The sequence below is a fragment of the Streptomyces sp. NPDC048600 genome, from assembly GCF_055587025.1.
Genome location: NZ_JBVJGZ010000009.1, coordinates 101,768 through 119,163 on the forward strand (window position 1 = coordinate 101,768; position 17,396 = coordinate 119,163).

Sequence of the window (17,396 nt, forward strand, 5' to 3'; positions counted from 1 at the left end):
GGGGGGTGGGTTGTGGGTCCTAGGGGTCGCCCCTGTGGAAGGGGGTAGGGACCCGCTCGGCTGGGGTGTGGGGGCGGGCGGGGGCGGGGACCCGCCCTCCCCCGCCCCCCCCGCGCCAGCCCTCGTCCGCGAGGTTTGCGTCCCGGGGCTCGCGCGGCCGGAAGCGGGAGGACAATCGGCGTAGGGCGATCCATCTGCATCGGGCCGGACCGGACCCGTCCGGAGCCGTCCGGAGCCGGGCAATCCCTTCCGGGCCGTAGAACGTATACCTGTCATGTGGCGCATGGGCGTTTCCCGCGGGCGGCTGCCCGACGAGACGCTGCTCGCCGGACTGACGACGGACGATCCCGAGCTCGCAGTCGCGTTCGTGCGCCGTTTCCAGCGCACGGTCTTCGGTGTGGCCCTCACCGTGCTCGGCGATCCGCAGCTCGCCGAGGACGTCGCGCAGCAGACGTTCGAGCGGGCCTGGCGGCACGCGCAGATGTACGACCCCCGGCGCGGCTCGGTGCGGGCCTGGCTGACGGCCATCGCGCACAACCTGGCGATCGACACGGTACGGGCCCGGCGGGCGAGCCCGGTCGCCTCGCAGGACCTGGACGCGCTGCTCGGCATCGTGACCGAGACCCCCGAGCGGCTGGCGCTCGCCGACGACAGTGCCGAGCGCGTCCGGCGGGCGGTGGCGGCGCTGCCCCGCGAACAGGCGCGGGCCCTGGTGATGGCGGGGATCTACGGGATGACGGCGCGGGAGGTCGCGGCCGCCGAGGACGTTCCGCTGGGCACGGCGAAGACCAGGATCCGGACCGGAACGCTCAAGGTACGAGCCCTTCTGGAAGCGGAGGAGAGGCGGTGAGCGGCGTGGAGTGCGGCCAGGTGCGGGAGCGCGCCGCCGAACTGGCGCTCGGGGTGCTGCCCGCCCGCGAGCGGGCCGAGGCGGTCGCTCATCTGGACCACTGCCCGGAGTGCCGGGAGCAGGTCGAGCGGCTGACGGCGGTCGGCGACGGGCTGCTGGCGCTGCTGCCGGGCGCCGAGCCGCCGGTCGGTTTCGAGAGCCGGGTGACCTCGGCGCTGGGCCTGACGCCCGCGCCGAAGCGCCGCCGGCACCGGCTGCGGCTGGCGGCGGCCGCCGTCGCCACGGCCGTGGCCTGTGGTTTCGGCGGGTGGGCCATCGGTACGGCGGTGCAGGGCGCTCCTCCGGCAGCCTCGCAGTCGGCCGCGCCGGAACTCCGGGAGGCGGCCCTGATCGCCGACGGCGCCGAGGTGGGCCGCGTCTACGCGCACGCCGGTGACGAGGGCTGGGTGTACATGTCCGTCGATCTCGGCGAAGGCGGCCGGGGACAGGTGCGGTGTCTGCTCGTGCACGCCGACGGGTCGACGGCCTCGGTGGGCTCCTTCCCGCTCGAGGACGGCTACGGGCACTGGGGAGGACCGGCCGACGTCGATCCCCGTACGGTGACCGGCGCCCGTCTGGTGGCCGCGGACGGGAGCGTGCTGGCCACGGCGCGCTTCCCGGCGGGCTGAGCGCCACACGGGCCCGGCGGCCAGTCCCGTCCCGAAGCGGTTGCCCGCCACCGGGGTGACCTCCCGCAGCCATCGGCTGTCGGCGGCGTGCAGCCCGGTCGCCGAGCCGAACAGCACGGGGTGCTCATGCTGGAAGTCGCCCGCCGGGAGGTGGAGGCGCCTGTCGCCGAGCCGTACAGAACGGCGACGTACCCGGCGCTCTTCTGCCCGCTGACGGTGCCGCCGGGGGCGGAGACGACGAGGTCGCGGTAGCCGTCGCTGTTGAAGTCGTCGTGGGTGATGGGCGCGGGGGCGGCGGCGCCGGCTGTGGTCGTCGCGCCGGTCGCGGCGGCGAGTGTCAGCAGCACTGCTGCGGCGGCCGTGGCGGCAGTGCGGCTCGTTCTGACTTTCCTCGTTCTGACTTCGCCTGCGGGTCGCTTCTCGCGCACGGTGCGACTCCCGGGATCGCGGTACGGCCGGGCGCGAAGCGGCGCAGCCCGGCGAGGCGCCCGTCCCCGCCGGCACCTGTTGGACCCGGGAGCGGGGTGAAGGGTTGTGCGGGGCGGGACTTCGGCAGACGACGGCTGCGTCTTCCTGCGGTCCCTCGTCGGTCAGTCCGGGACCGAGCAGTCCAGGATCCGCCCGTCCACCGTCCCCACGACCAGCCGCTGTTGCTCCGCCCGGTACGCGGCGGACACCGGCGTGACCGGGTGGCCGTGTGCGCGCAGGGTGTGCCGGGCTCGCACCTCGCCCGTCGCCGTGTCCAGGGTCTCCACCTCGCCGGTGACATACACGACGTACAAGCTCCGTTCGTCGCCGTCGAGATCGGCGAGCGGTTGGTCGGTGACGTACACCCAGCGCGCCTCTCCGTCCGACAGTCGGCGGCTCACCACGTACGTGCCCTCACGGGAGTCCATGTAGCTGGCGCCCCGTTCGTACGACCGGCCCGCGTGGACGAGGGTGTCGGTCAGCTCGACGGCGGGGCCGGCCCAGGGCTGGAGTGCGGACTCCGGGTCCCAGCGCAAGGGGAAGAGGGGGCGCAGCGTGGCGGGACCGTGGGCGCCCGGAGGATCGATCGCGTGGATCCACGGCGCGTCGTCGTCCGGGCCGGGGCCGTCCACGTACAGCAGGCGGGCGCTGTGTCTGACGCGCAGGGCCGGGGAGTTGGAGCGGCTGGGGGCGAGGCCGAGGGGTGCCGCCTCCTGGTGCGTGGGGGCGAACAGCAGCGCGGTGTCCGCGTCGCGGCCCTGCGGGCGCAGGGCGAGCCAGCCGTCGTCCGCGGCGCACAGTGCGGGGGCCGACGGCACGTCCACGTCGTCGAGTGCGCCACCGTCGGCCGTCGATATCCGCCGGACAGTGGTCGCGCGGTCGACCAGTCGGCCTGTCGCCTCGTCGCGCCGGTAGCCCTGGTACGTCACCCACGCCGACTCACCGTCCGGGGCGGCCTCGACCCGGACGCTGCCCTCCCCGTCCGCAGGCAGGGCCCACTTCAGCGCGCCCGACGGATCCCAGCATTCGAGGTCCGTGTGCCGGCCGGTGGCGAGCACCCGGCCGTCGGCCGGCAACGCGAGGTCCCGCACCTCTCCCCGCCGCCGCCACCGGCCTTCCGTCAACCGCGCGAGTACGTCCTCCACCTGCGGATCGTGAAGGAGCCCGCTCTCGACCATCGGGTGGCGTGCGTCGCGGGGGTCGACCAGACCGGCCGGGGCGGACAGCCAGTCGTCCGCCGCGACGGCCAGCTCGAAGCCCTTGTGGAAGCCGCCGTCCTTGTCCTCGGGGGAGAGCAGCATCGCGAGCCTGCCGTCCTCCAGCCAGCGCAGGTGGCGCACTTGGCGGCTCTTGCTCAGCAGGTCCGTCACCTGCCCGGTCTCGAGGTGCAGCAGGAGCAGCTGCCCCTCGAAGTCCCACGAGCCGTCGTAGCGGCCGGTGCCGACGGCGACGAGGGGCAGCTCGGGGTGGGGCTCGATGGCACACACGGAGTGGCGGGAGGCGATGACATGCCGCGGGAGCAGGGTGTCGGCCTCGTACACGCCGATCCGGTGGCTGAGCCACTGGCCGCTGCCGCGCCAGCTGACGTAACCGAGGTCACCGGCCGCGATGACGCAGCCGTGACGAGTGTCGGTCACCGCCCACACGGGCCGGCCGATCTCGGCGAAAGGCTGGTCCCCGAGTATCCGGCGGACGGTCAGCTCATCCGGCACGACGTTCTCCCCCCAAGGTGGCGCACAGTCTGCCAGGCGCCCGGCCGCTTCCTTCCCGCGGTCTTCCGAGGGAATCGGCTCGTCCGAGTACGCGATCGGGATCGGGATCGGATCACGAGGCATGCGCACCGAGACGAACCGGCACCCGACCGTACCGCAACCCCTCAGGCCGGAAGAGGGTCACGCTCACCGCTTGCGGTGTGTTGTGCGCAGGCGTCTGCTCACCCCCTGGCCGATGCCGTACGCGTCACACCCCGACCCTGCTCGGGCGGGACTCCGGGCGGCCGTACGCCAGGATCCGCGACAGTACTTCACGCATCCGCGCCACGTCCTCCTGCGGCGCGCGGAGCAAGGCCTCGACCACGGGATCGGTCAGGCCGAGATCCTCCAACGCCCGCGGATCCACGGTCACTCGCAGCACATCGCCGCTCAACTCCACTTCGCGGACACAGCCGTAGGCGGTGCCCTGGTCGCGGGTGACGAGGCAATGGGTGCCCATGCCCGGAGACCCTTCCTGCGCATCGGGCTCGTCGAAGTCGCACATGAACATCAGGGAGAACGCCTCGTCGTCGTCCGCCTCGGCCACGCCCGCCATCAGGCAGTTGTCTGCGTCCCGGTCGTCGAACCCGCAGGCGATCCGTGCGGTGAATCTGTAGGTCATGAACGGGTTCTACCAGTAGGGACCGACAATCGGCGCGACCCCTGACGCGAGACCGAACGACGGCAGCCCGCACGTGTTCACCACCCGAGCACGGCGCCGCACCCGGCGATGCTGCCTCGGCTGACCGAGCCCGCTGTGCGAGCACCGCCGCCGAGCGGATCCCGACGGGGTGAGTGACCGTCGGCCGGTCACTTCAACACCCGGCGACAGTGGGACCGGCGACAACCCGCCGGTCCCCTTCACCGCCGCGGGGCCACGCCTGCCCTACCAGACGCGGCTCAGGACGGATGCCGGCTGGGAAGGGGGACCAGCCGGGCCTGGGCCGCGGAGCGGACCTCCGGTGTCTCCATCGGGTCGTCGCGCAGTACGGCGATCCGGTCCAGCACATCCGAGTTGGCGGGTGCCGAGGCGATCCCGAGCAGTCGGGAACCCTCCTCGCAGTCCCAGAGGGACTCGGTGAACACGTAGTCCAGGCCGTCGCGGTCGATGGCGGTCAGTGCTTCCAGGTAGGCGACGCGCTCGTACGAGTGCGGGGTGTGCAGCCAGAAGCGCCGCAGGTAGGGCACCGCGCGGGCGGCGTCGGACCCGAACCGGGCCAGACTCCGGGCCGTGCGGTCGGGTCCGCACCAGGTCCGTGCCTCCCACTGTCCGGCGAGTTCCGCCACGAGACCGGGCAGGGCCTCGGGGCCGCGGTGATCGGCGAGGACGTCCGTACCCAGCTCGGCCAGCCAGGTGCAGTCGTCCCGCGCCCAGGTGCGTGCCGCCGGTACGGCGAGGGCGCCGAGGCGTTCGACGGCTCGCCTGAGCCGCGGCAGGGGGCGACGGCCGTCCGAGGTCCCCAACGAGGGAACCAGCGGGATCAGTTCCTCGGCGGCGGGCTCTCGGCCGTTCAGCGCTCTCAACGCGTCGACCTTCGTGGCGACTTCGGTGCGGGTCTCGGCGAGCAGGGCGAGCAGCTCCGCGGTGCCCAGCCCGGCCAGGGACGGCCGCGGGGCGCTCGGACGGCTCCGCACCTCGATCCCGAACCGCGTCCACGGCTCGGACGACCACGGAAGCTCGGCTTCGGCGCCGATCCGAGCGCGCGCCACGTCACCGAGGTCCTCCCACCACGGCACCGGCCAGTCGGCCGCCACCGACTCGAGCACCTCCACCCAGTGCTCGCCCTTGCCGACGTACGCCCGAAGCCCGTCCCTGGCCTCGTCGGACCCCGCGAGAGCCAGCAGCTCCAGCACCTCGCAGGCCCGCATGCAGGCTTCCTCGTCGCTCGTCAGCTGGTCCACGACCGGTGCGAGCGAGAGCTTCAGATCCTGAACCAGCCGCGCCAGGTACAGCGACCGATCGTCGGTCCCGTCCCACCGCCAGTCACGGCGGATCCCGTCGTACACGAACGCGGCGGATCCCCACGGATCCCGCAACACCCGCACCGCGCCCAGCCCCCGGCCCCGTTGCAGCAGCCCCTCGGCGGAATCGGAGCGGGCGTAGACCATCTCGTCCTCGTCACTCATCACCCGGCACCCTGCCCTGTCCGGCTACGCACCCGCCATCCGAATTGGAGGCCCGAGGGGCACTCAGGAAGGGGTCGTCCGCCGCTTCGGCAGGCACCCGTGCCCTCTCTCGGGCCGGTTCGGGAGCCCTGGGGCGGCAGGTCGGCCAGTGGCCGTCCACAGCTTTGGCGAAACCGCTTTGACCTGGTGTTTTCTCGGTTTCGGCCTAGGCTGAGGGCAACTACCGGACGCCATGGGAGGGGTCTTCGTGAGTGGGGAAGGCACGGGGTACGACGCTGCCCGGATCGAGGTGCTGGAGGGGTGGGAAGCCGTTCGGAAACGGCCCGGGATGTATGTCGGTTCCACCGGCGAACGCGGGCTGCATGAGCTGGTGTTCGCGGTCGTCGGCCGGGCGGTGAACCAGATCCTGGCCGAGGGCGGCGACTCGATCGACGTCACACTCACGCCCGACGGCGGCGTGCGGGTCACCGACGACGCGCGGGGCGGTTCATTCGAAGCCGCGGCGGACTCCGTCGGCCCGGGCCTCGAAGCGCTGCTGACCACCTTGCACATGGGGTGCCGCCCACCGGTTGACCGCCGCGTCGCGCATGTGGGTATCGGTACGGACCTCTTCGTCGCCAACGCCCTGTCGAGCCGGCTGACGGCCGAGGTGCGGTATGCGGGAGAGCGCCGGGTCCAGGAGCACGCGCGAGGCGTCGCCGTCAGCTCGACCGCCGCCGCGGGACCCGCGAGCGGACACGGGACGACCATCGCCTTCTGGCCCGACTCCGAGATCTTCGAGACGACGCGGTGCTCGTTCGCCGTTCTGGCGGAGCGCTTCCGACAGCTCGCCTTCCTCAACGGGGGCCTGGGGATCTCTCTGACCGACGAGCGGCCGCCGGGCGGTACGCGGGCGGTGCGGTTCCGATTCCCGGACGGAGTACGGGACTTCGTGGCCGCCCTCGCCGCCGGGACAGGGGCGGTTCTGGATCCTGAGGTCATCGGTTTCGAGCGCGAGGACCCGCGGATGGCGGGGCGCATGGAAGTGGCCCTCCTGTGGAGCGGTTCCCGCGAGGGACGGGTGCGCGGCTTCGCCAACAGCCGGGCCACTCCCGAGGGCGGCACGCATCTGGACGGCTTCCGCGACGGAGTGGCGGCCGCCGTCACCGCGTACGCACGTGAACAGCGCCTGCTCGCGGCAGGGGACCCCGGTCCCGACGCCGACCGGATCACCGACGGCCTCACGGCAGTTGTGTCGGTCGAGCTCGACCAGCCCTCGTTCCAGGGTTCCACACGGGGGCAGTTGGGCAACTCCGATGTCCGGCCCTGTGTCGCCGAGGCCGTCCGCGAGCACCTCGCCGACTGGTTCGAGGAACACCCCGAGCAGGCCACGGAGTTCGTCGGCCGGCTCCTCCGGGCGGGCCGACAGGACTGAACGACTGCGGGCGGCCGGGCAGGACGCCGTACGACCGCGCTGCCGGTCCCGGTCGGGCAGCCGGATCACGACGATCCAGCGGCCCGACCGTGCTCCACGCAGATGACCGCGGCTAGTTCTTGGTGCTGTCGACGATCACCGGCGTGCCGTTGGCGTTCGTGCCGCACGGCACCGCGTACACCGGGTGAGCCTTCGCGGCCTCCCTGTACGCCTCCAGGCACTGGTTGTAGAGCACCTTGTCGCTGAGCGACTGCTCGATGATCTTGTTGGCACGGGCCGTGCCCTCCGCCTCGATCCGCTTGCGCTCGGCCTGCGCCTTGGCGGTGCGCGACGCCTCGACGGCCCGTTCGGTGGCCTGCTCCTGCTGGATCTTCTTGTCGATCTGCTCCTGGAGCTTCTTCGAAGGCCGCACATTGCGCAGGTTGACGGCCGTGACGTCGATCCCGCGCGGGGCCAGGCGCTCCTTGATGAGGGACTCGATCTCCGCGCCGATCTGCTCACGGGCGGAGGCGTAGCCCTCCTCGCTGGTGTGCTTGGCGAAGACGTTGCGGATGACCTCACGGCTGTCCGCCAGCACCAGACGCTCCTGGATGGCCTCCTCGCTGCCCGCCAGCCGGTACAGCGCGACGGCCTTGCCGGGCACCACGGACCACTTGACGGTGACGTCGGCGTAGAGCACCCCGCCCTGGGAGGAACGGACCTCGACGACGTCCTTGTCGTTCAGGTTGAGGTCCACCGGGCGGGTGGAGAACGGCGTGATGTCGGTGAACGGCGACGTGAAGTGGACGCCGGAGGAGAGCGGCGAGCCGATCTTCCCGAACGTCACGGGCACGCCGACCTCGTAGGCGCTCACGACATGGACACAGGCGAAGACGCCGGCGAGCACGCCTCCCAGGCCGCTGAGCACCGCCCCGATCCGCCAGCCGCCGGCGCTGCCGCCGCGGCCGACGAAGAAGAGCACGACCGCCGCGACGAGCAGCAGTACGGACAGTACGAACACAGTGTTTCTCCCCCTCGGAAACGAACCCCCGCACCGCCCTCGGGGCAGCGCGCAGCGCATGCTAACCGGCCCTGGTGCACGGGCCGTACGGGGGATGGGTCTCGCCGCCCTCGGGTCCCCGCGCCGCCCGTCAGTTCACCGCCGACCGTCCTCGGCGCCGACCGTCCTCGGCGCCGCTCACCACCACCGCCGACCACCCACGCGACCCACGCCAGGTGAGCCGTGTCTCACCACGCCCCGGTTGCTATGCAACGAGGTGCATAGGAGGATCGGGAGCATGGCGCTCGACCACGCGATCCTCGTGTCCCTGCTGGAGAAGCCGGGCTCCGGCTATGAGCTGGCCCGGCGCTTCGAGCGGTCCATCGGGTACTTCTGGAACGCCACCCACCAGCAGATCTACCGCGTCCTCAAGCGCATGGAGACCGACGGCTGGGTCGACGTCCGGGACGTTCCGCAGTACGGGCGCCCGGACAAGAAGGAGTACTCCGTCGCCGGGCCCGGAAGGGACGCGCTCTCCGCGTGGCTCCACGAACCGACCGAACCCGAGAGTGTGCGGCACGACCTGGCGGTGAAGGTCCGGGGCGCGGCCTTCGACGATCCGGCCGCGCTGATCGGCGAGGTCGAGCGGCACCGGCAGGCTCACACGGACCGTCTCGCCCACTACCTCGCGGGCGAGGCCCGCGACTTCGGGGAACCCGCGGCGGACGGTCCGCCCGACGCCGAGCGGGAACTCCAGCACGTCGTCCTGCGCGGCGGCATCGCCTACGAACGCATGATGATCGCCTGGCTCGACGACGTCCTCGCCACACTCGCCGGCTTCGGTAGCGGTCAGTGATCACAGACCACCGATCAGCGATCGCTGAGCACTGAGCATCGATCACCACCCACCGGCCATCGAGCAGGCCCCGGGCCCCTTGCCCGGACCCACCCTCACCCCCTCCCAGCCGAAAGGCGGCACCCATGACCGACGCGCTGCTCTTCAACCCGCGGACGTACGACCCCGCGCACTTCGACCCGGAGACCCGCAGGCTGCTGCGTGCCACCGTCGACTGGTTCGAGGAGCGGGGCAAGCGACAGCTGATCGAGGACTACCGGACCCGCGCCTGGCTCGGCGACTTCCTCGCCTTCGCCGCCGAGGAGGGGCTCTTCGCGACGTTCCTCACGCCCGCCTCCGCCGCCGGGGAGGGCGAGGGCGACAAGCGCTGGGACACCGCCCGTATAGCCGCGCTCAACGAGATCCTCGGCTTCTACGGCCTGGACTACTGGTACGCCTGGCAGGTCACGATCCTCGGTCTCGGCCCCGTCTGGCAGAGCGACAACCCCGCCGCCCGGGCCCGCGCCGCGGAACTGCTGTCCCAGGGTGAGGTGTTCGCCTTCGGCCTGTCCGAGAAGGCCCACGGAGCCGACATCTACTCCACCGACATGCTGCTGGAGCCCGACGGCTCGGGCGGTTTCCGGGCGACCGGCTCCAAGTACTACATCGGCAACGGCAACGCCGCCGGGCTCGTCTCCGTCTTCGGCCGCCGCACGGACATCGAGGGCCCCGACGGCTACGTCTTCTTCGCCGCCGACAGCCGTCACGCGAACTACCACCTGGTGAAGAACGTCGTCGACTCCTCCAAGTACGTCAGCGAGTTCCGCCTGGAGGACTACCCGGTCGCCGCCGAGGACGTGCTGCACACCGGCCGCGCCGCCTTCGACGCCGCCCTCAACACCGTCAACGTGGGCAAGTTCAACCTGTGCACCGCCTCGATCGGCATCTGCGAGCACGCGATGTACGAGGCCGTCACCCACGCCCAGAACCGCATCCTCTACGGCCGTCCGGTCACCGCCTTCCCGCACGTGCGGCGCGAGTTGGCCGACGCGTACGTCCGGCTCGTCGGCATGAAGCTGTTCAGCGACCGCGCCGTCGACTACTTCCGCACCGCGGGCCCCGACGACCGCCGTTACCTCCTCTTCAACCCCATGACGAAGATGAAGGTGACCACCGAGGGCGAGAAGGTCATCGACCTGATGTGGGACGTCATCGCCGCCAAGGGCTTCGAGAAGGACAACTACTTCGCGCAGGCCGCCGTCGAGATCCGCGGCCTGCCGAAGCTCGAGGGCACCGTGCACGTCAACCTGGCGCTGATCCTCAAGTTCATGCGCAACCACCTGCTCGACCCGGTCGCGTACGAGCCCGTCCCGACGCGCCTCGACGCGGCCGACGACGACTTCCTCTTCCGGCAGGGGCCCGCCCGTGGCCTCGGCTCGGTACGTTTCCACGACTGGCGGCCGGCCTTCGACGGGTACGCCCACCTCGCCAACGTCGCCCGCTTCCGCGAACAGGCCGACGCGCTCTGCGAGTTCGTCCGCACGGCGGCGCCCGACGAGAAGCAGAGCCGGGACCTCGACCTGCTCCTCGCCGTCGGGCAGCTGTTCGCGCTCGTCGTGCACGGACAACTGGTCCTCGAGCAGGCGGCACTGGCGGGCATCGACGAGGGCGTCCTCGACGAGCTGTTCGCCGTCCTCGTGCGGGACTTCTCCGCGCACGCGGTCGAGTTGCACGGCAAGGACTCCGCGACCGAGGAGCAGCAGGCTTGGGCACTCGGCGCGGTCCGGCGCCCGGTCGTCGACGAGGCACGTTCGGAGCGCGTCTGGCAGCGCGTCGAGGCCCTGTCGGGCGCGTACGAGATGACGCCCTGAGGTCCGAGGCGAAACCGTAGGCATCTCGCGGAGTACGGCGACCGTCGCCGTGCTCCGCGAGGTGCCGGCTGCCGCGAACAGCCGCTTCTGTCACAACGGTTGACAGCGCGTCAGGCGCCTGGCTTCATGAACTGCGCAAGAATGGGAGCGCTCCCAAACCGCACGTGCCGCTCGTTCCTGCCAGACGACAGAAGGGCACACCGTGGGACAGTCACCAGGTCGGAGCCGACTTCGCGGCCCGCTCCGGCGCGTGAGATCCCTGCTCGCCGCGGCACTGGCCGCCGGGCTGCTGTCAGCGACGGCTCCCACGGCCTGGGGGTCCGCGGGAACGGCGGCTCCGCCCGTCGCCGCCCCCGCCGGTTCGGCCGCCACCAATGCCGCCGCTGCCGCCCCCGGCGACGACTGGCTGCACACACAGGGCAACAAGATCGTCGACGCGAACGGCGACGAGGTCTGGCTCACCGGCGTCAACTGGTTCGGCTTCAACGCGACGGAACGGGTCTTCCACGGACTGTGGTCCGCGAACCTCACCGAGGTCACCCGGTCCATGGCCGACCGGGGCATCAACATCGTCCGCGTTCCCCTCTCCACGCAGCTGCTGCTGGAGTGGAAGGCCGGCCAGGCCACCGTGCCCAGCGGCGTCAACACCTACGCCAACCCCGAACTCACCGGCATGACCTCCCTCCAGGTCTTCGACCACTGGCTCGCGCTGTGCAAGCAGTACGGCATCAAGGTCCTGCTCGACGTGCACAGCGCCGAGGCGGACAACTCCGGCCATGTGTACCCGGTGTGGTGGAAGGGCACCGTCACCACCGCGGACTTCTACACGGCGTGGGAATGGGTGGCGGCCCGGTACAAGAACGACGACACCGTCGTCGCCGTGGACGTGAAGAACGAACCGCACGGCACCGCCAACACCAGTCCGCGCGCCAAGTGGGACGGCTCGACGGACCAGGACAACTTCAAGTACGCCTGCGAAAACGCCGGCAGGCGCATGCTCGCCGTCAACCCGAACCTGCTGGTGCTCTGCGAGGGCATCGAGATCTACCCCAAGCCGGGCGTGAGCTGGACGTCCACGACCCCGACCGACTTCCACTCGACCTGGTGGGGCGGCAACCTGCGCGGAGTGCGCGACCATCCCGTCGATCTCGGCGCGCAGAACGACCAACTGGTCTACTCGCCGCACGACTACGGCCCTCTCGTCTTCCAGCAGCCCTGGTTCACCGGCGACTGGAACCGTACGACGCTCGAACGCGACGTCTGGGATCCCAACTGGCTCTATCTCCACAAGGAGAACAAGGCGCCGCTGCTGATCGGCGAATGGGGCGGCTTCCTCGACAACGGCCCCAACCAGAAGTGGATGACGGCGCTGCGCGACCTCATCACGGAGAACCGTATCCACCAGACGTTCTGGTGCCTCAACCCCAACTCCGGTGACACCGGCGGCCTGTTGCTGAACGACTGGAAGACCTGGGACGAGGCGAAGTACGCCCTGCTCAAGCCTGCCCTGTGGCAGCACGGCGGCAAGTTCGTCAGTCTCGACCACGAGGTTCCGCTCGGCGGCGCCGCAAGCACCACCGGCATCAGTGTCAGCGATGTCCACGGCGGCGGCCCCGGCGACCCGACGGACACACAGGCCCCGACCGCTCCGACGGGGCTGACGAGCAGTGCCGTGACCTCGACCGGCGCCACGCTGTCCTGGACGCCGTCCACCGACAACGTCCGCGTCACCGGGTACGACGTCTACCGGGGCTCGGCCAAGGTGACGGCCACGCCGGTGGCCGCCACGACCTGGACGGACTCCGGGCTCACCCCTGCCACGGCGTACCAGTACACCGTGCGCGCCCGGGACGCGGCGGGCAATGTCTCACCGGCCTCGGCCGCCCTGACGGTGACCACGTCGTCGTCAGGGACACCGACCGGAGCCGTGAAGGTGCGGTCCAAGAACGACGACACATCCGCGACGGACAACGCCGTCCGGCACTCGTTGCGGCTGGTCAACACCAGCTCCTCCGCCGTCGGCCTCACCACCGTCTCGATGCGGTACTACTTCACGCGTGACGGTTCGGCCGCCGTCAACGCCTGGTGCGACTACGCCGTGGTCGGCTGCGGCCAGGTGAAGCTGAGAGTCGTACCGCTGCCGTCACCGGTGACGGGCGCGGACGCGTACCTGGAGGTGACCTTCTCCGGGGGCTCGGTGCCCGCCGGTGGTGACAGCGGTGACATCCAGCTGCGGATGAGCAAGGCGGACTGGACGAACTTCGACGAGACGAACGACTACAGCCGCACGACGTCCCCCTCCTACTCCGACGCCCCGGCCGTACCCGCCTACACCGGCACCACCCTGGCCTGGGGCACTCCCCCGGCCTGATCACCCCTTCGGCGGCCCCACCGCTGCACACACCGGTGGGACCGCCGACCGGGGCGGTGCGGTTCAGGGGCCGGTCACCGGCGAAATCCGCTCGGAAGTACCTCCCGTCCATGGGAATGGAGGAACCAGTAGATGTATCCGTTCCGATGGCCGTAGACGAGCATCGAGCCCCAGTACTTCGCATGCGGTGCGTCGGCGTGGCGCCGGCGTCGGCGCGGGCTCTCGCACGAGAGCAGCCACCGGCCGTCGTTCAAGGGGCTGTCCGGCGAGTCGATGAGGTACTGCGCGCAGCGGTGAGCCCACCGCTCCGGGCTGCCCGCCAGCGCGCGGCCCCTGTCGGCGCGCAAGGGCGGGACGAAGGAGCGGTACCCGTCGGTCCGCCAGAACTCCACGCCCTCGTGCTGCCCTTCGACGAAGGCGAGCGCCGCGGGCCGTGCCGACCGGGAGGGCGGCAGGGGTGCCGCGCCGGTGCTGAACACGCACAGCCCCGGCCGGGGACGGTCCCGTACGTCCAGGGCCAGCCCCAGCCACGTACCGTCGTCCCGCGTCACATCGCTGCGCCGCATGCCGCGAGCGTAGACAGCCGCCACGGTGTGCCGCCCATGGGCCTTGACCGGACTGATCTAAATTGCCCAGTTATGGGAGAAAACGGCGGAATCAGTCGTCGGCAGGTACTGAAGGCCATCCCCGTCGCCGGCCTCGTGGCGGTGCCCGGCGGCATCCTGGCCGGGCAACGCGCGGCGGCCGTGCCGACGGCCTTTCCGCAACCGCCCGTCACGGCATCACGACCAGGACCCGCCGGGACGTGGTCGGTGACCGAGCAGACGCTCGACGTCCGTTTCACAGACGTCGACATCCCGGGCCACGGCCGGGTCACCACCCGTACCTACAACGGGGCGATCCCCGGGCCGACGCTGCGGGTGCGCGGCGGGGACACCCTGTACCTGACGCATGTCAACGGCCTGCCGCCCAACCCGCCCCACAGCGACGACCCCCACGCCCCGCACCACCCCAACAGCTTCAACCTGCACACCCACGGGATGCACGTCTCCCCGTCCGGATCGGCCGACAACGTCCTGCGCGAATTCGCCCCGCGCACCGCCGACGAGGTCACTGCGGGCGTTACGGAGCCGCAGTACGTGACGGCCATTCACGTGCCGGCCGACCACCCCGCGGGTACGTACTGGTACCACCCTCATCTGCACGGATCCACCGCCGAGCAGATCGTCGGCGGCATGGCCGGGGTGATCATCGTCGAAGGCGACGTGGACGAGGTCCCGGAGATCAGGCAGGCCGCCGACGTCGTCGTCTGCGTCAACGAACTCAAGTTCAAGGACGGCAGGGTCCCCGCCTTCACGTCGGGCAACTGGGTGACCGGCGTTCCCTCCACCTTCACGGTCAACGGAACCGTCAACCCCACCATCCGGATGCGCCCCGGCGAGGTGCAACGGTGGCGGCTGGTCGCCGCGACCGCGTTCAACGCCCTGCGTCTTCACATCACCGCCGACCCCGGCCGCCCGACGATGCACCAGATCGCGCAGGACGGCGTCACCTTCTCCGCACCCGTCGCCCGGAACCTCATGGAGATGACCATGGGCAACCGCGCCGACGTCCTGGTCCGCGCCGACGCGCCCGGCAGGTACGAGCTGCGCGCCTTCTCGGTGCCCGGGCCGCTGATGACGATCGAGGTCGCGGGTGAGCCCGTCGAGCCGCCGATGGAGCTGCCGGTCTCGCTGCCGCCGGGCAGGCCGTTCCTCGACGAGAACGACGTCACCGGCCCCGACGCGGACCGGGAAGTCGTCTTCCACGCCGACCCCGGCGTCTTCCCCGGGGCGTTCCCCAACGCCATGCGCATGCTCGGCACCCACGCGACCCCCGCGGCGGACCCAGACGGCGACCTCACCCGCGACCCCGCCTACGGGCTGTTCGATCCCGGCTTCACCAACCACACTCTGCGCCTCGGCACCGTCGAACGCTGGACCGTCCGCACCGACGAGACCGTGCCGGCGTTCAACCATCCCTTCCATCTGCACACCAACCAGCTGCTCCTCACCCACCGCAACGGCGAACGGCTGGACCCGCCGGTCTGGCACGACACCATCGGCCTGGCCGGCGGCGAGCCCGGCGACTCCGCCACCTTCCTGGTCAGGTACGAGGACTTCACCGGCCGCGCCGTCGCCCACTGCCATCAACTCCACCACGAGGACCTGGGCATGATGCAGACCGTCGAGTACGTCGATCAGGCCGACGGGTAGACATGTCGACTGCCGTTGACCTGCGGATAGCCGATCTCGGAGATGTCCCGGGCCAGCTCCGCCAGGGTGACCTCTTTGTTCAGCGACGACAGGAGTTCCTGGTCGAGCGGCCGCAGGGCGTACACGGCACTCACCGCCGCCAGGTCCACGGACACCTCGTAGTAGTCCTCGGCGAAGCGCCGGAACGCCTCGGGCGAGCGGTCGACGAGGAGGTGGAACAGGCTCGTGGCGGCATCGCAGTCGGGATGGCCCGACGGAAAGTCGATCGTGCCGTGTCTCCACCGGTCGTCCGTCCTCCGCCGCCACAGGCAGGCCGTCACGACGGGCACACCGTACTCGTCCGTGAACGCCGGCTCCTCGACGAGAGCCTTGAAGACCTCGGGAACCTCGTCGATCACTCCGGGCCAGGGCTCGCCGTCGTGTCCGTACGGGCTCATCGGCGACTCATGGCCGAAGCTGCGGATGTAGGCCCCGGCGGGGGAGAACACGATGGAGTACTCGTCCCCCGAACCGTTGCGCATCGAGGCCTTCTCCTCGCCCTCGCCCCATGCGGCGTCGAAGGAGTAGTACCGGTTCTCCCACTCCGGGCTCAGGATCGCGTCGAGCATCGCGAGCGAGCGGCAGAGGTCCCGGAGGTCGGGGATGTCGGGAAGCCGGCGGGCTACGTCGTACACGGTCATGGGCCCATCCAAGAGGACGCCACTGACATCGACGGGCGGCCGCCGGCCGCCGGGCCTTTCGGGCCCGTCCAGACCCGCGCTCACGGCCGGATGCACCCCGGGGCGGCGGCCGGGTCAGTCCGGCCTGTCGCGGACGTACCTGTAGCGCTCGAAGATCACACGTGCGCCGAACGTCCTGGTCTCGACGAGGTCCAGCCGGATGGCCTCGGTGACCGGGGGCAGGTACGGAGTGCCGCCGCCGACCGCGATCGGGTAGCGGAACATGCGCAGTTCGTCGACCAGGCCCAGTTCGATCGCCGACGCGGCCAGGGCGGCGCCGCCGATCGAGACGTCCTTGTCGGTCGCGTCGAGTGCCGCGCCGACCTCCTCGGTCACCGACGTCCGGGCGAGCCTGGCGTTGCCCTCGACGCTGTCGAGCGTGCGGCTGAAGACGACCTTCGGGAGCGCGGCCCAGATGTCGGCGAACTCGGCCCTGCGTTCGCCGTCGCGCATCGAGGGATCCGTCTCCCACGGGAGCATGGACTCGTAGAGCCTGCGGCCGCACAGATAGGCGCCGAGTCCACGGACCTGCTCGATGTGGAAGCCGAACAGGTCCTCACTGGGGGCCGTCCAACCGAAGTCGCCCTCGCGGTCGGTGACGAAGCCGTCCACCGAGACGCTCATCGAGTAGATCAGCATGACGTCACGCTCGGAGCGGCGGAGCGGCGGACGGTGATCGTGAAGAGGTTCACCCTCGGGCCAGGCATCGGGATCTCCTATCTTTTGCGAGCTGATCCGTCATGGTCGGTGACCGTTCGCGGGTCGAGGACTCCTCGGTCGTGGGCGGTCCAGGCGACCCGATCGTACGGCTGTCGCCGACGCCGGACCGGGATGCCGGTGGCGGCACGCGGGTCTCGCGGCAGAAAGCGGCAGGGCGGCCCAGGGCGGGGCTGGTTCGGCGGGCGTGTCCAGGCGCGTACCGCCGGCCTGCGGGCGGGATCGTCGACGCCTCCCGTGAACCCCAGCCCCACATTCGAAGGCCGGTGTGGTTATGATCCTCCGCAGCAAGGCCGTAGCGCAGAGGTCGTCGCGCCCACGCATCGAGCTGGAGGACGTCGGTTCGAATCCGACCGGTCTTGCGTCTACTT

The 17,396-nt window shown here is 71.0% G+C and carries 15 protein-coding genes and 1 pseudogene; 8 read left to right on the top strand and 8 right to left on the bottom strand.

Translation table 11 applies throughout. The annotated features are described in order from the left end of the window. The first annotated feature begins 274 nt into the window (after positions 1–274). Together ACZ6SQ_RS14975 and ACZ6SQ_RS14980 are read left to right on the top strand one after the other, a co-directional pair. Positions 275–850, top strand: coding sequence for an RNA polymerase sigma factor (locus tag ACZ6SQ_RS14975; protein ID WP_469561215.1), 576 nt, complete (start codon positions 275–277; stop codon positions 848–850). Further along, positions 847–1,518 (top strand): zf-HC2 domain-containing protein, encoded by a 672-nt coding sequence (locus ACZ6SQ_RS14980; RefSeq protein ID WP_469561218.1) that lies wholly within the window; start codon positions 847–849, stop codon positions 1,516–1,518. The genes ACZ6SQ_RS14975 and ACZ6SQ_RS14980 overlap by 4 nt, the downstream gene beginning before the upstream one ends. On the opposite strand, the gene ACZ6SQ_RS14985 is transcribed toward ACZ6SQ_RS14980, so the two are convergent. The 4 genes from ACZ6SQ_RS14985 to ACZ6SQ_RS15000 all read right to left on the bottom strand — a co-directional run bounded on the left by ACZ6SQ_RS14985 (position 1,407) and on the right by ACZ6SQ_RS15000 (position 5,864). After that, a complete protein-coding gene (locus tag ACZ6SQ_RS14985) occupies positions 1,407–1,946 on the bottom strand; it encodes an FG-GAP repeat protein (RefSeq protein ID WP_469561221.1) in 540 nt (179 codons plus the stop codon). The genes ACZ6SQ_RS14980 and ACZ6SQ_RS14985 overlap by 112 nt on opposite strands. Before the next feature lie 162 nt (positions 1,947–2,108). Further along, a complete protein-coding gene (locus ACZ6SQ_RS14990; protein WP_469561223.1) occupies positions 2,109–3,698 on the bottom strand; it encodes a hypothetical protein in 1,590 nt (529 codons plus the stop codon). Between the two features lie 247 nt (positions 3,699–3,945). Next, the gene (locus tag ACZ6SQ_RS14995) at positions 3,946–4,359 is read right to left on the bottom strand and encodes an Imm10 family immunity protein (RefSeq protein ID WP_469561226.1); all 414 of its coding nucleotides are present in this window, start codon (positions 4,357–4,359) and stop codon (positions 3,946–3,948) included. Between the two features lie 278 nt (positions 4,360–4,637). Continuing rightward, positions 4,638–5,864, bottom strand: coding sequence for a hypothetical protein (locus ACZ6SQ_RS15000; RefSeq protein ID WP_469561228.1), 1,227 nt, complete (start codon positions 5,862–5,864; stop codon positions 4,638–4,640). 247 nt (positions 5,865–6,111) lie between these two features. Between ACZ6SQ_RS15000 and ACZ6SQ_RS15005 the strand changes: the two genes are divergently transcribed. Beyond that, positions 6,112–7,278 carry a DNA gyrase subunit B gene (locus ACZ6SQ_RS15005; protein ID WP_469561230.1) on the top strand — a complete coding sequence of 389 codons (1,167 nt, stop codon included), beginning with the start codon at positions 6,112–6,114 and terminating at the stop codon, positions 7,276–7,278. A 112-nt stretch (positions 7,279–7,390) separates the two neighbouring features. Here ACZ6SQ_RS15005 and ACZ6SQ_RS15010 read toward each other — a convergent pair whose 3' ends face one another. Next, the gene (locus ACZ6SQ_RS15010; protein ID WP_469561232.1) at positions 7,391–8,278 is read right to left on the bottom strand and encodes a prohibitin family protein; all 888 of its coding nucleotides are present in this window, start codon (positions 8,276–8,278) and stop codon (positions 7,391–7,393) included. Between the two features lie 277 nt (positions 8,279–8,555). On the opposite strand from ACZ6SQ_RS15010, the gene ACZ6SQ_RS15015 reads away from it, so the two are divergent. The 3 genes from ACZ6SQ_RS15015 (at position 8,556) to ACZ6SQ_RS15025 (ending at position 13,334) form a co-directional block, all read left to right on the top strand. Beyond that, positions 8,556–9,113: a PadR family transcriptional regulator gene (locus ACZ6SQ_RS15015; protein WP_469561234.1), complete on the top strand. Its 558-nt coding sequence runs from the start codon at positions 8,556–8,558 to the stop codon at positions 9,111–9,113. A gap of 125 nt (positions 9,114–9,238) precedes the next feature. Continuing rightward, complete coding sequence (locus ACZ6SQ_RS15020; RefSeq protein ID WP_469561237.1) at positions 9,239–10,963, top strand: acyl-CoA dehydrogenase family protein; 1,725 nt, start codon at positions 9,239–9,241, stop codon at positions 10,961–10,963. A 250-nt stretch (positions 10,964–11,213) separates the two neighbouring features. After that, positions 11,214–13,334, top strand: a complete 2,121-nt coding sequence (locus tag ACZ6SQ_RS15025) for a cellulase family glycosylhydrolase (protein WP_469561240.1) — start codon at positions 11,214–11,216, stop codon at positions 13,332–13,334. Positions 13,335–13,408: 74 nt separating this feature from the next. Here ACZ6SQ_RS15025 and ACZ6SQ_RS15030 read toward each other — a convergent pair whose 3' ends face one another. After that, positions 13,409–13,900 carry a hypothetical protein gene (locus tag ACZ6SQ_RS15030; RefSeq protein WP_469561243.1) on the bottom strand — a complete coding sequence of 164 codons (492 nt, stop codon included), beginning with the start codon at positions 13,898–13,900 and terminating at the stop codon, positions 13,409–13,411. 246 nt (positions 13,901–14,146) lie between these two features. Here ACZ6SQ_RS15030 and ACZ6SQ_RS15035 point away from each other — a divergent pair, with 246 nt between their 5' ends. Beyond that, positions 14,147–15,589, top strand: a complete 1,443-nt coding sequence (locus ACZ6SQ_RS15035) for a multicopper oxidase family protein (RefSeq protein WP_469561245.1) — start codon at positions 14,147–14,149, stop codon at positions 15,587–15,589. Here ACZ6SQ_RS15035 and ACZ6SQ_RS15040 read toward each other — a convergent pair. Continuing rightward, complete coding sequence (locus tag ACZ6SQ_RS15040; RefSeq protein ID WP_469561248.1) at positions 15,574–16,269, bottom strand: hypothetical protein; 696 nt, start codon at positions 16,267–16,269, stop codon at positions 15,574–15,576. The genes ACZ6SQ_RS15035 and ACZ6SQ_RS15040 overlap by 16 nt on opposite strands. 114 nt (positions 16,270–16,383) lie before the next feature. Beyond that, positions 16,384–16,947 (bottom strand): dihydrofolate reductase family protein, encoded by a 564-nt coding sequence (locus ACZ6SQ_RS15045; RefSeq protein WP_469561250.1) that lies wholly within the window; start codon positions 16,945–16,947, stop codon positions 16,384–16,386. 367 nt (positions 16,948–17,314) lie between these two features. Between ACZ6SQ_RS15045 and ACZ6SQ_RS15050 the strand changes: the two are divergent. Continuing rightward, positions 17,315–17,387, top strand: a pseudogene (locus ACZ6SQ_RS15050). Positions 17,388–17,396 lie beyond the last annotated feature (9 nt).